The following is a 14824-nucleotide window of genomic DNA, read 5'->3' as shown; positions in this document are numbered from 1 at the left end:
GGGCGTTAGGGGGAGTGGGCGCGTTCGTGGCCTGTATCCGGGATGGGGCCCGCTGGGAAGGGATGTGCGAGGCAGCGGACGGTGTCGGCGGCTCCGGCGTGCTTTCCGTACTTCCGTGCTCCTCCCCACGGCGTAGGGCGCGTCGCCCGGGAAGCACGTAGGCTCGGGCTACCGCACCAATCGTTGTCGTATGGCAGGAGTCACGTCGTGATCCCCGGTGGTCAGCCCAATATGCAGCAGCTGCTTCAGCAGGCCCAGAAGATGCAGCAGGACCTCGCAGCCGCCCAGCAGGAGCTGGCGGAGACCCCCGTCGAGGGTTCCGCGGGCGGCGGTCTGGTCAAGGCGACGGTGACCGGCTCCGGTGAGCTGCAGGGCCTGGTCATCGACCCGAAGGCGGTCGATGCCGAGTCCGGTTCCGCGGAGGAGGTCGCCGAGACCGTCGCCGATCTCGTCCTGGCGGCCGTGCGGGACGCGAACGCCAGCGCCCAGAAGCTGCAGCAGCAGAAGCTCGGTCCGCTCGCCCAGGGGCTGGGCGGCGGCGGAATCCCCGGTCTCTCCCTCTGAGGCTCCGAGGCTTCTCAGGCCCTGAGCCTTCTGAGGCTTCGAGGCTCCCTTTCTGAGGAGTAGCCAACTAGCGTACGCATCACGGCAGAAGAGAGAGAAGACGATCCGTGTACGAAGGCGTGGTCCAGGACCTGATCGACGAGCTGGGCAGGCTGCCCGGCGTCGGTCCCAAGAGCGCGCAGCGGATCGCCTTCCACATCCTTCAGGCCGAGCCGACCGATGTCCGCCGGCTCTCGAACGCGCTGATGGAGGTCAAGGCGAAGGTCCGGTTCTGCACCGTGTGCGGCAATGTCGCGCAGGAGGAGCAGTGCAGGGTCTGCCTGGACCAGCGTCGTGATCCGGCGGTCATCTGCGTCGTGGAGGAGCCCAAGGACGTCGTGGCGATCGAGCGGACGCGGGAGTTCCGCGGCCGCTACCACGTCCTCGGTGGGGCGATCAGTCCGATCGAGGGTGTTGGCCCCGATGACCTTCGGATACGGGAACTGCTGGCCAGGCTCGCGGATGGCACCGTCACCGAGCTGATCCTGGCCACCGACCCGAATCTGGAGGGTGAGGCCACGGCCACGTACCTGGCCCGCATGATCAAACCGATGGGGCTGAAGGTGACGCGACTGGCCAGCGGGCTGCCGGTCGGAGGCGATCTGGAGTATGCGGACGAGGTCACGCTCGGGCGGGCCTTCGAAGGGAGGAGACTTCTCGATGTCTGATGCCACGCTGCACAACGCGACGCAGGATCCGGACGACTTCGCCGTATCGGTCGCCGATTCGATCGAGAGCTTCATCGTCGCCGTGACGGAGGTCGCCAAGGGCGACGAGCCGGACAGCGCGGTGCCGTTCCTGCTGCTGGAGATCTCCCAGCTGCTGCTCACGGGCGGTCGGCTGGGCGCCCATGAGGACTTCGTGCCCGACGAGCGCTATGAGCCGGACACCGGCCCGGAGCCGGACGTGGACGAGCTGCGCGAGCGGTTCGCGACGCTGCTCGACCCGGTGGACGTCTACTCCGAGGTCTTCGACCCGTACGTGCCGCGCAGCGAGCCGGTCGCCTGCCGGATCTCCGATGACCTCGCCGACATCATCACCGACCTGCGGCACGGGCTGGCGCACTACCGCGCGGGCCGGGTCAGCGAGGCCCTGTGGTGGTGGCAGTTCTCCTACCTCTCCAACTGGGGCCCGACCGCCTCGGCCGCTCTGCGCGCGCTGCAGTCGCTGGTCGCCCACGTCCGCCTCGACCAGCCGCTGGACGCGTTGGACGGACTGGACACCGACAGCGACGCCGGTGGTGACGAGGACCGGCTCGCCGAGGAGGCCGGGAAGGTCATGGCGGCGGAGATCGCGGGTCCGCTGGGGCTGCGGGGAGTGTGAGGGCGCGGGCCCGAGGGGCGTAGGGCATCGGCAGGCGTATGGCCTCCACAGGCGCGTATGGCATCGGCTGTGGCGCTCCATCCGGCCGGTTCGCCATGTTTCCCGCAGATGTGACCTGGGTTACGTTCCTGTGTGCCCCGGCCGTGAGCGGGCATGTGCTTCGCCGAGCGGGCGCGACGGTGCGCCGCGCGGACCCCATGTCACACCGGCACACGGTGAACACCGGCACACGGTAATCACCCAGTGAGTTTCGTGTCTTGTGATGTGGTATTCGCGGGGCGGATTTCGCTCGCTCGTTAGACTGAGCCGACCGCAGTACCCCCATTTCCGGGGGTCCGGGAGAAAACTCCCGAAGAGACAGTTGCGAGGAGCGCACGTGGGCCTTGTCGTGCAGAAGTACGGCGGCTCATCCGTTGCGGATGCCGAGGGCATCAAGCGCGTTGCCAAGCGAATCGTCGAAGCCAAGAAGAACGGCCACCAGGTGGTCGTCGTGGTTTCGGCGATGGGCGACACGACGGACGAGCTGATCGATCTCGCTGGGGAAGTTTCCCCGATGCCTTCCGGCCGCGAGTTCGACATGCTGCTGACCGCCGGAGAGCGGATCTCCATGGCGCTGCTGGCGATGGCGATCAAAAACCTCGGCCATGAAGCGCAGTCCTTCACCGGCAGCCAGGCCGGTGTCATCACCGACTCCGTGCACAACAAGGCACGGATCATCGATGTCACGCCGGGCCGCATCAAGAGCTCGGTGGACGAGGGCAATATCGCCATCGTCGCCGGTTTCCAGGGCGTGTCCCAGGACAAGAAGGACATCACCACGCTGGGGCGGGGTGGTTCCGACACCACCGCCGTGGCGCTGGCGGCCGCGCTGGACGCCGAGGTCTGTGAGATCTACACCGATGTGGACGGTGTCTTCACCGCCGACCCCCGGGTCGTGAAGAAGGCCCGGAAGATCGACTGGATCTCCTTCGAAGACATGCTGGAGCTGGCCAGCTCCGGCTCCAAGGTGCTGCTGCACCGCTGCGTCGAGTACGCACGCCGTTACAACATCCCGATCCACGTCCGCTCCTCGTTCTCGGGGCTGCGGGGCACGTGGGTCAGCAACGAACCGCAAGGGGACCAGCCGATGGAGCAGGCAATCATCTCGGGCGTCGCGCACGACACCTCCGAGGCGAAGGTCACGGTCGTCGGTGTCCCGGACAAGCCGGGCGAGGCCGCGGCGATCTTCCGTGCGATCGCGGACTCCGACGTCAACATCGACATGGTCGTCCAGAACGTGTCGGCCGCCTCGACCGGGCTGACGGACATCTCCTTCACGCTGCCGAAGGACGAGGGCCGCAAGGCCGTCGCGGCGCTGGAGCGGACCCGTGCCGCGGTGGGCTTCGACTCGCTCCGTTACGACGACCAGATCGCCAAGATCTCGCTGGTCGGCGCGGGGATGAAGACCAACCCGGGCGTCACCGCGACGTTCTTCGAGGCGCTGTCCAACGCGGGCGTGAACATCGAGCTCATCTCGACCTCCGAGATCCGTATCTCGGTCGTCACCCGCGCCGATGACGTCAAGGAAGCCGTACAGGCTGTACACAGCGCCTTCGGTCTCGACACCGAGAGTGACGAGGCCGTGGTCTATGGCGGCACCGGACGATGATTCCGGCCGAGGCGGGCCGTCCGTCCCACGGTGTGACCGTGGCGGCGGACGCCCGTACGGCCCGTAAGCCGCATCTCGCCGTCGTCGGCGCCACCGGCGCCGTCGGCACGGTCCTGCTCGGCATCCTGTCCGCGCGGGCCGACATCTGGGGCGAGATCCGGCTGATCGCCTCCCCCCGTTCGGCCGGCCGCAAGCTGACCGTACGGGGTGAGGAGGTCGAGGTCGCCGCGCTGAGCGAGGACGCCTTCGACGGTATCGACGTCGCGATGTTCGACGTGCCGGACGAGGTCTCCGCGCAGTGGGCGCCGGTCGCGGTGTCCAAGGGCGCGGTGGTCGTGGACAACTCGGGCGCGTTCCGGATGGACCCGGACGTGCCCCTCGTCGTGCCCGAGGTCAATGCGCACGCGGCGCGGGTGCGGCCGCGCGGGATCGTCGCCAACCCGAACTGCACCACCCTCTCGATGATCGTCGCGCTGGGCGCGCTGCATGCCGAGTACGGGCTGAGCGAGCTGATCGTCTCCTCGTACCAGGCCGTTTCGGGCGCGGGACAGGCCGGTGTCGACACACTGCGGGCGCAGCTGTCGGCGATATCCGGTACGGAGCTGGGCAGCGCACCGGGCGATGTGCGGCGGGCGGTCGGCGACACACTGGGGCCGTTCCCGGCGCCGATCGCGCTCAATGTCGTGCCCTGGGCCGGTTCGCTCCGGGAGGACGGCTGGTCCTCCGAGGAGCTCAAGGTCCGCAACGAGTCCCGCAAGATCCTGGGGATGCCGGACCTGCGGGTCACCGCGACCTGCGTCCGGGTGCCGGTGATCACCACCCACTCGCTGGCCGTGCACGCGCGGTTCGAGAACGAGGTCACGGTCGCCGGAGCGCACGAGATTCTGGCCTCGGCCCCGGGGGTCGTCGTCAGCGACGACCCGGCCGAGGGCGAGTTCCCCACGCCGTCCGATGTGGCCGGGACGGATCCGACCTGGGTCGGGCGGGTCCGGCGGTCGCTGGACGATCCGCGGGCGCTGGAGCTGTTCGTGTGCGGGGACAATCTGCGCAAGGGGGCGGCTTTGAACGCTGCACAGATCGGTGAGCTGGTGGCGGCGGAGTTGGGCGGGTAGGACCTCGGGGTGCCTCGGGGCGGTGGCTCAGGGGGCGGTCGGTCCGGGGCGGGGGCTTTGGGGCGGGCGTCCCGGGGTGGGGTGGTCCCGGGCCGGGGGCGTGATCGGGGGCGGTGAGGGGAGCCGGGCGCCCGTGGTTGGCGGGTTCGGCCGTCGTGGGTGGGCCGCCGGGGCGATACTTTCCGGGGCGTGTGAAGATCCTGTGAGCGAGAGACGGGCGCAGGTCACTTGATCTGGGCCGACGAGCTGTCCGACCATTCGCTCCCCGCCACACTGCAACCGGCGGTTCGGCGGGGAGCGTCTCTGTGGGCGCCCCACCCGGGCGGCCCAGGCGTCCATGGTGTGCCGTGGGGCCCTCGAAGGCGGGACGAATGCGTCGGGACAAATGGTGCATTGGGGAAGAGCTGGTACGCATGAGGGCATTTCACACATCGTCACAGGCGGTGCCTTGCGCGTACAACCCTTACAGGGGGAAGCGTGTCCAACAAGCGTGGCAGACATACTCGGTTTCACCCTCGCTCCAGGGGGGACAGCAGGCGCGGCAGTGCGCCCGCTGCGCCCCCGTGCGTCCGGGGGCATGCCAGTGATCGCCCCCTGGACCACCACACACCCCTCGCAGATTCCTTCTCAGCGCGGGGACACTGACGACTCGATGGCAGCGGGCACCACAGTCGACCACCTGACCGAAACCTACCGCGCGCACTACCGCTCACTGCTCGGCCTCGCCGCGCTGCTCCTCGACGACACCGCCTCGTGCGAGGACGTCGTCCAGGAAGCCTTCATCCGTGTGCACTCCGCGCGCGGGCGGGTGCGCGACCCCGAAAAGACCCTCGCCTACCTGCGGCAGACCGTCGTCAACCTCTCGCGCTCCGCGCTGCGCCGCCGCATCCTCGGGCTGAAGCTGCTCACCAAGCCGATGCCCGACATGGCGAGCGCCGAGGAGGGCGCGTACGACCTGCTGGAGCGTGACCAGCTGATCCAGGCGATGCGCGGGCTGCAGCGGCGGCAGCGCGAGGTGCTGGTGCTGCGCTATTTCGCCGATATGACGGAGGCGCAGGTCGCCGAGACGCTGGGGATATCGCTCGGCTCCGTCAAGGCGTACGGGTCGCGGGGCATAGCGGCGCTGCGCGTCGCGATGGAGGCTCCGGTATGAGCGGCGAGAGGTTCGGCGCGTTCGGGCCGGGGGGCTTGGACGGGCCGGTTCGGTCCGGTGGCCGTGTGGGGTCGGGGGGCTCGTTCGGGCAGTCGGAGGGTTCTGTGGGGCCGTCGGGCTTGTGCGGGTCGGAGGGGCCTGCTGGGGTCGACGGCCTGGGCCTCGGCGGTGGTGCCGAGGGCGACGTCGCTGGTGGCCTTGGCGGCAGCGATACTGATGCCGCTGGTGGTGACGCCGGTGGTGCTGGTGCCACTGGTGGTGACGCCGGTGGTGCTGATGGTCGAGATGCCGATGGTCGTGATGTTGGTGATGCTGGGCGCGGGGCTGAGGACGGCACCGGGGGCGTAGGCAGCCGTGGGGAGGGGAGCGACGACGGGCAGGAGACCGGCGCCGGGCGGGGAGTCGATGCTGGCCAGGGGGCCCGTGACGGCGACGGGGACGGAACCGGTGGTGGTGCTGGCTCGGGCGGTCGTGTCGGCTCCGGCGGTGGTGCCGACTCAGGCGGTGGTGCCGGCTCCGATGGTCGTGGCCCTGGCGGAGGTTCAGACCCCGACGACGGCTTGGGCCTCGGCGGTGGTGCCGGTGGTGGATTCGGTGGCGAGGACGAGCTGAGGCGGCTGCTGCACTCCCGCGTCGCCGACCTCGAACCCGCGCCGGACGCCCTGGAACAGCTGCGCCGCGCGGTGCCGGCCCGGCGTCAGCGCCGTCGGCACGTCATCGTGGGCGCGGCCGCCGCGCTGCTGCTCGGCGGTACGTCGATCCCGGCCATGGTCCATGTGGTCAACCTCAACGACCGGTCCGAGGACCGGCCCGCCAATGCCGCGAGCAGCCACCGCGCCCAGGGCGGCGTCGGCGGCGAGCACGGTGAGGGCACCGAGCACGCCGATCCGCAGCTGTCCGGCGAGGGCGGCCGGCAGCCGGGCTCGGACCGGCCCGCGGGCAACGGCAAGAAGACGGAGAGGAGCGGCCCGAGCCGGGCCCCGGGTGCCGGCACCCCGGCTCCGGACGCCACCATGGAGGTCTCCTCGCCGGTCTGCGGACGAGAGCAGCTCGGCCAGGGCACCGCCTCGGTCCGTCCGGCGGACTCCGAGGGCCGCGTCTACGGCGCGTTCCGCATGGTCAACACCTCGACCACGGCCTGCTCGGTCGAGGGCGGCGGCACCGTCGGCCTGGTCGCGCAGGGCAGCACCAACCCGGACCGCGTCCATGTCGTCGACCACACGTCGGGCGACGACGCCACCGGTCTGCCCGACCCGGCCCACGTCCCTGACGAGCTGGTTCTCAAACCGGGCGAGGCGTACGAGGTCAAATTCGCCTGGATCCCGGAGGACGGTGGCGGCACCACCGGATGCGCCACCCCGGGGACCACGGCGCCCCCCGAACCGTCGCGGTCGCCGGGAAACTCCCCGGACAGCGGGTCCACGGCGGCGGGCGACGGCGGCCAGGCGGGCGGCGACGACGGTGCCGCCGACGGCGGCTCGACGTCCAGCGGCATCGTCCTCACCCATACGCCGGAGGCCGGTGAGCCCGCCGCGGCCGACACCAAGATCCCGGACGCGTGTGCGGGCACGGTGTACCGCACGGAGGCGCTGGCGGCCCCATAAACGGCTGGCCCGCCAGGCTCAGCTCTGACCCGGAGCGCTGGATGCGGCGGACGGGCTGATGGGGGTTGATGGGGCCGACGTCCTCCGGGGCGGACGGGGTGGCTGTCGCGGGTGGGGCTGATGGCGTGGGTGGAGCCCGCGCGGTGGACGGCAATGGATGCGGCGGTGACGGGCAGGGCCTCGTGGCCCGTTTGCCGGACGTTGCGGGGCCGGGACATGGCGTAGCCGCCCGGATGCTGTCCCGCGCGGCTGCCGTCCCCGCGCGGCTGCCGTCCCGGTCAGCCGTTGTCCCGTCGCCGGGCGCCGCTGGTCGGTGCCGTGGAGGGGCCGATGCGGCCCGCCCGTACGTGCCCCGTACCGTTGATGGGGTGTACCGGTTCCTGCTGACCCCGCGGTGGTGGGGAATCAACGTCTTCGCCATACTGGCGATCCCCTTCTGCGTTTTCATGGGCAGCTGGCAACTGAGCCGCTTCGAGGACCGCGTCGACAGCCACCAGCAGCAGGAGGACCGCTCCGCCCGCGCCAAGGCCGCGGCCGCCCGCCCCCTGGACAGCCTGCTACCCGTCGACAAGATCACTTCCGGCCGCCAGGCCAGCGCCCGCGGGCACTACGACACCGGGCACCAACTGCTCGTACCCGGCCGCACCTTGGACGACAAACGGGGCAAGAGCCAGGGCTTCTACGTCCTGACCCTGCTGCGTACGGACGGCGGTAAGGCCCTCCCGGTCGTACGGGGCTGGCTGCCCGGCGACGCGAACAAGAAGGCGGACGTGGCGAAGGTGCCCTCGCCGCCCAAGGGCGAGGTCACCGTCAGCGGAGCGCTGCAGGCATCCGAGAACCAGGGCACCGACGGAGTGCAGGCCGGCGGCGGGTTGCCGAAGGGGCAGCTCGGCATGATCAGCGCGGCGTCGCTGGTCAACATCGTGCCGTACGAGGTCTACGACGCATGGATCACGCTCACCGACACCCAGGACCCGCTGCGCCCCGTCCCGCCGGCCGCCGCTGAGGGCAGCGGGCTGGACCTGAAGGCATTCCAGAACCTCGGCTACACCGGCGAGTGGTTCGTCTTCGCGGGCTTCGTGGTCTTCATGTGGTTCCGCCTCTTCCGCCGCGAGTCCGAAGCGGCGAAGGACGCGGCGCTGGGGATTCTGAGTGAGGGGGTAGCTGCCCGCTAGGTCTCGGGGCGGGGGCCAGGGGCGGGCGGGGAGGGGCGCACCTCGGGGCGGGGAGTGGGCGCACCTCGGCGGGGGTCGTCGCTCTGCTCCGGCCAGTCACGGCCCCGGGGCCCCTCCCCTCCCCCCGCCCCACCCCCTCCGCCCGCCCCCCCACCTCCTACCGAGACACGTGCTCAGCGTGGAGACACGTGCTCAGTGCGGAGTCACGCGCTGAGCGTCCACGCGCTCAGCGTGCAGCCACCGGCTCAGCGCGGACTCACACGCTCAGCACGGAACCACCCCCTCAGCACGGAGTCACCGGAGTCACCCTCAGCGCGGAGTCACCCCCTCAGCCTCATCACCCCGAACCCCCGCCACATGCCGTCGAGCGAAGTCCAGTTCCAGGCGGAGCTGCTTGATGCGTTCCTCTACAACCAGGGAGCCGTGGCCGGCGTCGTAGCGGTAGACCTCGTGCGGGTGGCCGCGGCGTTCCAGGCGCTGGACGTAGTTCTCCACCTGCCGGATCGGGCAGCGTGGGTCGTTGACGCCGGCGGAGATATAGACCGGGGCCCGTACGGAGTCGACGTAGGTCAGAGGGGAGGACGCCTCGAAGCGTTCCGGGACCTCTTCCGGCGTGCCGCCGAGCAGGGTCCGGTCCATGGCCTTGAGGGCTTCCATCTCGTCGTTGTACGCCGTGACGTAGTCCGCCACCGGGACCGCCGCCAGGCCCGCCGCCCATGCGTCCGGCTGGGTGCCGAGCCCCAGCAGGGTCAGATAGCCGCCCCACGAGCCGCCCGCGAGTATCAGACGGTCCGGGTCCGCCAGCCCGGACGCGACCGCCCACTCGCGTACCGCGGCGATGTCCTCCAGCTCGATCAGGCCGACGCGGTGCTTGAGCGCGTCCGTCCAGGCGCGGCCGTAGCCGGTCGAGCCGCGGTAGTTGACGCGGACCACCGCGAAGCCGTGGTCCACCCAGGCCGCCGGGGACGAGGCGAAGGCGTCGCTGTCGTGCCAGGTGGGGCCGCCGTGGATGTCGAAGACAGTGGGGAAGGGGCCGTCGCCGGGAGGCTGCTGTACCAGGGCGTGGACGCGGCCACCGGGGCCCTCCACCCAGGCGTCCGTCACCGGGACCGAACCGGGGGCCTTCGTTCCGGGCGGGTCCAGCACGACCTTGCCGCTGGTCGAGCGGACCTCGGGCGGGTGCGCCGCCGACGACCAGAGGAATTCCACCGTGCCGTCCGGGCGGGCGGTCGCGCCCGAGACCGTGCCTGCCGGGGTGTCGACCCGGGTGAGCGGGTGGCCGGGCACCAGGGAGGTGTCGGTGGTTGTACCGGCGGGCGTATCACCGGCGCCGGCGGAGGTGGCTCCGCCGGCGCCCGGAATGCCCAGGTCGTAGCGCCAGAGCTCGCCGCGTGCCTGGTACTCGTGCTCGATGAGGAGCGCCGACCCGTCCGGATACCAGTCCGCGCCGACGTCGCCGGGCAGGTCGATCGACAGGGCGGTTTCCTCGCCGGTGAGGGGGTTCCAGATCATGGGCTCCCAGCGGCCTCGGCGCTGGTGGCCCACCAGAAGTCGGGCGTCGCCGTCCACGGGCGCGAAGCCCATCACCGACAGGCCCAGCTCCTCGGTGCCGCCCTTGGTGTCGTCCAGCTCCGCGACCGCCTCGCCGTCCGCCCGCACCACCCGGATCGCGGAGTGCATGGCGTCGCCGTGCTCGGTGTGCTCGATCGCGATCAGTGAACCGTCATGGGATAGATCGCCCACACCGGCCGATTCGCGGTGGCGGTAGATCTCGGCCGGCGACTCTCCCGGCCGTACGACATGGACCGTCGAGCCCTCCTCGTCCGTGGAGCGGCCGATGACCGCGGTGCCGTCCCGGCCGATCGCCAGCCCTCCCGGGTAGGAGGGGTCCAGCCCCGGGGCGGCCGGTTCGTCCGGGCCGCCCGCGAACGGCTGCCGCATCCAGACACCGAACTCGTCACCGTCGGTGTCCGAGAACCACCAGATCCACTCGCCGTCCGGTGACAGCGTCCCGTCCGTCGTGCCGTGCGGCCGGTCCGTGGCCTGCCGTTGGCTGCCGCTCGCCCGGTCCCAGGTGTACAGCTCGAAGGTGCCGGTGGCGTTCGAGACGAACAGGGAGCGGTCCGGGGCGTGCTCCGCCCAGTCCGGCAGGCCGATCCGGGGTGCGCGAAACCGCTTCTCCCAGTCGGGCATCCCGGCGGGGGAGGAAGGGGCGGCGGGCGAGGACGGGGGCGCCGTCGGGCCCGTCAGGTCGGAGGAGTGGGTGAGGTCGGGGGCGTGGTCGGCGCCTGGCGTCTGGTGAGTCATGGGCCCATTCTGCGCCCGGCGTCGGAATTGCGTTGGCGGGGTGCTCAGGCTGTGGATAACTTCGCGGTATGCGAGGACACACCGGCCCCGACGACTGGCGCGAGGCGAATCGTGCCAGGTGGGACGAGCGGGGCGTCATCCACACCGCGAGCGATTATTACGACCAGGAGCGTTTCCGGCGGGTCCGCGATGTGCTCCGTGACTTCGAGATCGCTGAGGTCGGGGATGTCACCGGCCGAACCCTGCTCCACCTCCAGTGTCACTTCGGCCAGGACACGCTCTCCTGGGCCCACCGCGGTGCGGCCCACGTCGTCGGCCTGGACTTTTCCGAACCGGCCGTCGAGGCCGCCCGTGACCTGGCCGCCGAGCTCGGCTACGGCCCGGAGCGGGCGTCGTTCGTCGCCGCGGACGTCTATGACGCCGCCGAGGCCGTCCCGGACTCGTCGTACGACATCGTCTACACCGGCATCGGCGCCCTGAACCGGCTCCCGGACCTGGTCCGCTGGGCCGAGACCGCCGCTTCCCTCATCGCGCCCGGCGGTTTCCTCTATCTTGCCGAGTTCCATCCGCTGTGCGACGTCCTGGACGACGAGACCGGATCGCGGATCACCCACGACTACTTCAGCCGCGATGCGTGGGTGGACGAAGCCCCGGGTACGTACGCGGATTTCGATGCGCCGACGGTCGACAACCGCAGCGTCGAATGGCAGCATCCGCTCGGTGACGTCGTCTCCGCCCTGGCCGGAGCCGGGCTGCGCATCGACTTCCTGCACGAGCACGATCTCACGATGTTCCAGCGGTTCGGCTCACTGCGGCGCGGCGATGACGGCTGTTACCGGGTGCCGGACGACCGGCCCCGCATACCCCTCATGTACTCGCTGAAGGCCACCCGGCTCGCCCGCTGACCTGCCGGAACGCCGATACGGCGGGCGTCCCCGGGCCGCGTGGGTGCCGGACCGCCCGCTGTCAACACAATGTAAAAGTTATAGATGGATTGGGAGAGATAGGGATATAAGAGACAAGAGGTCGCAGGCGGCAGGGACGGAAGCGCTGGCATGGCAAAGCTCCAGGAGAACCGCCAGACGGGGCAGCAGGCGTGGCTCAACCTGGCCGATGCCGCGATTTTTCTGCTCGACGCGCACGGGCTCGTCGAGAGCTGGTCCCCGGGAGCCGAGCGGCTGCTCGGCCGCAAGGGCGCGGACGTGGTCGGGCTCCCCGTGACCGCACTGCTGGCGGCGGACGACGCGGCGCGGGTGGCCGCGCTGGCCGAGGAGTGCCGGGAACGCGGCAGCTGGACCGGACTGCTCTCCGCGCGGGGCGCCGACGACGCGCAGGTCGGCATCGAGGCGCAGGTGGTCCCGGTGACCGACAGCACGGACCGGGCGCACTGGCTGGTTCTGGCGGTCGAGGCGTCGCCCCTGCAGGGATGGCAGATCAGCCGCGCCGTACTGGAGCGGATGGTGACACAGACGCCCGTCGGCATGGCCGTCGTGGACACCGACCTCCGGTTCGTCTGGTCGAACGCCGCGCTGGAGCGGTTCGGCGGCGGGCCCGCACAGAACCGTATCGGCAAGCGGCTGGGAGAGATCCAGCCCGGCCTGGACGCCGAATCCCTCGAAGTGCAGATGCGGCGGGTCCTGGAAACCGGTGAGCAGCTGATCGAGTACGAGCACATCGGCCGGCCGCGGTCGGACCCGCACCGGGAGCGCGCCCACTCGATGTCGTTCGTCCGCCTCGACGATGTGAACGGGCGGCCCATCGGTGTGTGCTACACAGTGCTCGACATCACCGAGCGCTACCAGAACCGGCAGCGGCTGACCCTGCTCGACCGGGCGAGCCAGTACATCGGCCGCACCCTGGACGTCATGCAGACCGCCCAGGACCTGGCGGACGTGGCGGTGCCGCACCTCGCCGACTTCGTCGCCGTCGATCTCCTGGACTCGGTGATCAGAGGCGGTGAGCCGGTTTCCGGGCCGCTCAGCGACGCCGACATGGTCCTGCTGCGCCGTGCCGGGCAGCAGTCCCTCCGGGAGGGCGTCCCGGAGTCGGTGGTCGACATCGGGGACATGGCCACCTACCACGCCTGGTCACCCCCCATCCGCTGCCTGGCCGGCGGCGGATCGTGGCGGACGGAGCGGCTGGATCCGCTCAGCCCGGAGTGGGCCGCCAACATCCCCGGGGACCGGCATGCGCACTTCCTCGATCTCGGGCTGCACACCGCGATGGTGGTGCCGATCCGGGCGCGCGGCATGTCCATGGGGGTGACCGCGTTCTTCCGCAGCCAGCATGACGAGGCGTTCAGCGCGGACGACCTGAGCCTCGCGGAGGAATTCGTCGCGCGGGCGGCCGTCTGCATCGACAACGCCCGCCGCTACACCCGCGAACGCGGCGCGGCGCTCGCCCTCCAGCGCAGTCTGCTGCCGCACGAGGTCCCCCAGCAGGACGCGGTGCGGGTGGCTTCCTCCTACCGGCCGGCCGACGCGCTCGCCGACGCCGGCGGCGACTGGTTCGACGTCATCGCGCTGTCCGGGGCCCGGGTCGCCCTGGTGGTGGGCGATGTGACGGGCCATGGCATCGACGCCGTCGCCACCATGGGGCGGCTGCGCACCGCGGTCCAGACCCTCGCCGCGCTGGAACTCCGTCCCGACGAACTCCTCGGTCATCTGGACGACCTGGTCGGCCGGGTATCGGACGAGGCGGCGACGGCCGCGCTCCGGAACGAGTCCGCGGCCGACGCGCCCCCCGTGGCCGTCCACCTGCCGGGCGCCGACGCCGGAGTGCGCGGCTCCAGCTGCCTGTACGCGGTGTACGACCCGCTCAGCCGCTGCTGCACCATGGCCAGCGCGGGGCACCCCGCACCCGCCATGGTCGCCCCCGACGGGCGGGTCCACTTCGCCGACCTGTCCATCGGGCCGCGGCTGGGCGTCGGTGGCCTCCCCTTCGAGGCCGTCGAATCGGTGGTACCGGAAGGCAGCGTCCTCGCGCTCTACACGGACGGCCTGCTCACCGGGCGTGTCCCGGGCGAGGCCGGCGACACCGGGACGGAGCGGCTGCGCCGCGCCCTCGAAACACCGCATGTGTCGCTCGACGCCCTGTGCGAGACCGTCATCGAGAGTCTGGTGCCCGCGCGGCCCTTCGACGACGTCACGCTGCTGCTGGCCGCCACCCGCAGCCTGGACGAGGACCGCTACGCCTCATGGGACCTGCCCACCGACCCGGCCGTGGTCTCCCGGGCCCGCGGCATGGCGGCCGATCAGCTCACCGACTGGGGCCTCGCGGACCTGGTCGTCACCACCGAACTCGTCGTCAGCGAGCTGGTCACCAACGCGATCCGGTACGGTTCCGGGCCGATCCGGCTGCGCCTGATCCTGGGTCATACCCTGACCTGCGAAGTCTGCGACGGCAGCAGCACCTCGCCGTATCTGCGCCATCCACGCGCGACCGACGAGGGCGGCCGGGGGCTGTTCCTGGTCTCCCAGTTCACGCACCGTTGGGGCACCCGTTACACCACGGACGGCAAGATCCTCTGGACGGAACAGCTGCTCACGCCGAATGATCCGGACGGGGCGGAGAAGGGGCCGGAGCCGTCGGTGGCCGGGGGAGGCGGGCGGAATCCTTAGGGGTTGGGGCAGAGCCCTCAGGGTGTGAGGGGGAGAACCCTTAAGGGTTGGTCATACAGATCCCCTAAGGGGTGGATGGGCCCCCTTGCAGGCCACAACGTGGCGGGTGGGGGTGGTATTCCCGCGCGTGGTGGGTGTTTTCGCGGTTTTTCGCGTGCGGTGGTTGTGGGGTGGTGTTTCCGCGCGTGAGGGGCTTAGAGCGGTATTTATGCGTGCAGCGGGTGTGGGGTGGCCTTTCCGTGTGCGGCGGGTATTTCCGCGTGTTTCGGGCGCGGGCGG

General features: G+C 70.9%; 12 protein-coding genes. 11 read left to right on the top strand and 1 reads right to left on the bottom strand.

Annotation, left to right across the window (positions count from 1 at the left end; genetic code table 11):
• Positions 1-207: 207 nt before the first annotated feature.
• The 9 genes from K9S39_RS21430 (at position 208) to K9S39_RS21390 (ending at position 8618) form a co-directional block, all read left to right on the top strand.
• Positions 208-564 (top strand): YbaB/EbfC family nucleoid-associated protein, encoded by a 357-nt coding sequence (locus K9S39_RS21430; protein WP_248864992.1) that lies wholly within the window; start codon positions 208-210, stop codon positions 562-564.
• A 107-nt stretch (positions 565-671) separates the two neighbouring features.
• Entirely contained in the window at positions 672-1271 is a 600-nt protein-coding gene (gene recR, locus K9S39_RS21425; RefSeq protein ID WP_248864991.1) for a recombination mediator RecR, read from the top strand.
• Entirely contained in the window at positions 1264-1926 is a 663-nt protein-coding gene (locus K9S39_RS21420; RefSeq protein WP_248864990.1) for a DUF5063 domain-containing protein, read from the top strand. The genes recR and K9S39_RS21420 overlap by 8 nt, the downstream gene beginning before the upstream one ends.
• A gap of 376 nt (positions 1927-2302) precedes the next feature.
• Positions 2303-3574 (top strand): aspartate kinase, encoded by a 1272-nt coding sequence (locus K9S39_RS21415; protein WP_248864989.1) that lies wholly within the window; start codon positions 2303-2305, stop codon positions 3572-3574.
• A complete protein-coding gene (locus K9S39_RS21410) occupies positions 3571-4686 on the top strand; it encodes an aspartate-semialdehyde dehydrogenase (protein ID WP_248864988.1) in 1116 nt (371 codons plus the stop codon). Before K9S39_RS21415 ends, K9S39_RS21410 begins: the two co-directional genes overlap by 4 nt.
• A gap of 577 nt (positions 4687-5263) precedes the next feature.
• Entirely contained in the window at positions 5264-5839 is a 576-nt protein-coding gene (locus K9S39_RS21405) for a SigE family RNA polymerase sigma factor (RefSeq protein ID WP_248864987.1), read from the top strand.
• 198 nt (positions 5840-6037) lie between these two features.
• Entirely contained in the window at positions 6038-6187 is a 150-nt protein-coding gene (locus K9S39_RS21400; RefSeq protein ID WP_248864986.1) for a hypothetical protein, read from the top strand.
• 212 nt (positions 6188-6399) lie between these two features.
• On the top strand, positions 6400-7443 hold the full coding sequence (locus K9S39_RS21395; protein ID WP_248864985.1) for a DUF4232 domain-containing protein: 1044 nt from the start codon (positions 6400-6402) through the stop codon (positions 7441-7443).
• Positions 7444-7811: 368 nt separating this feature from the next.
• A complete protein-coding gene (locus tag K9S39_RS21390) occupies positions 7812-8618 on the top strand; it encodes an SURF1 family protein (protein WP_248864984.1) in 807 nt (268 codons plus the stop codon).
• 309 nt (positions 8619-8927) lie between these two features.
• Here K9S39_RS21390 and K9S39_RS21385 read toward each other — a convergent pair whose 3' ends face one another.
• Positions 8928-10811: a S9 family peptidase gene (locus K9S39_RS21385; protein WP_248868888.1), complete on the bottom strand. Its 1884-nt coding sequence runs from the start codon at positions 10809-10811 to the stop codon at positions 8928-8930.
• A gap of 182 nt (positions 10812-10993) precedes the next feature.
• Here K9S39_RS21385 and K9S39_RS21380 point away from each other — a divergent pair, with 182 nt between their 5' ends.
• The gene (locus K9S39_RS21380; RefSeq protein WP_248864983.1) at positions 10994-11830 is read left to right on the top strand and encodes a class I SAM-dependent methyltransferase; all 837 of its coding nucleotides are present in this window, start codon (positions 10994-10996) and stop codon (positions 11828-11830) included.
• A gap of 150 nt (positions 11831-11980) precedes the next feature.
• Positions 11981-14545, top strand: coding sequence for a SpoIIE family protein phosphatase (locus K9S39_RS21375; RefSeq protein ID WP_248864982.1), 2565 nt, complete (start codon positions 11981-11983; stop codon positions 14543-14545).
• Positions 14546-14824: the final 279 nt, after the last annotated feature.

Source organism: Streptomyces halobius (genome assembly GCF_023277745.1).
GTDB lineage: Bacteria > Actinomycetota > Actinomycetes > Streptomycetales > Streptomycetaceae > Streptomyces > Streptomyces halobius.
Note: the sequence above shows the minus strand (reverse complement) of the source record. Positions and strands in the feature narration are given on the sequence as shown.

Coding starts and splice junctions, on each gene's coding strand:
- K9S39_RS21420 (WP_248864990.1), top strand. CDS start 1,264: ATGTCTGATGCCACGCTGCACAACGCGACGCAGGATCCGGACGACTTC.
- K9S39_RS21410 (WP_248864988.1), top strand. CDS start 3,571: ATGATTCCGGCCGAGGCGGGCCGTCCGTCCCACGGTGTGACCGTGGCG.
- K9S39_RS21405 (WP_248864987.1), top strand. CDS start 5,264: ATGCCAGTGATCGCCCCCTGGACCACCACACACCCCTCGCAGATTCCT.
- K9S39_RS21385 (WP_248868888.1), bottom strand. CDS start 10,811: ATGCCCGACTGGGAGAAGCGGTTTCGCGCACCCCGGATCGGCCTGCCG.
- K9S39_RS21380 (WP_248864983.1), top strand. CDS start 10,994: ATGCGAGGACACACCGGCCCCGACGACTGGCGCGAGGCGAATCGTGCC.
- K9S39_RS21375 (WP_248864982.1), top strand. CDS start 11,981: ATGGCAAAGCTCCAGGAGAACCGCCAGACGGGGCAGCAGGCGTGGCTC.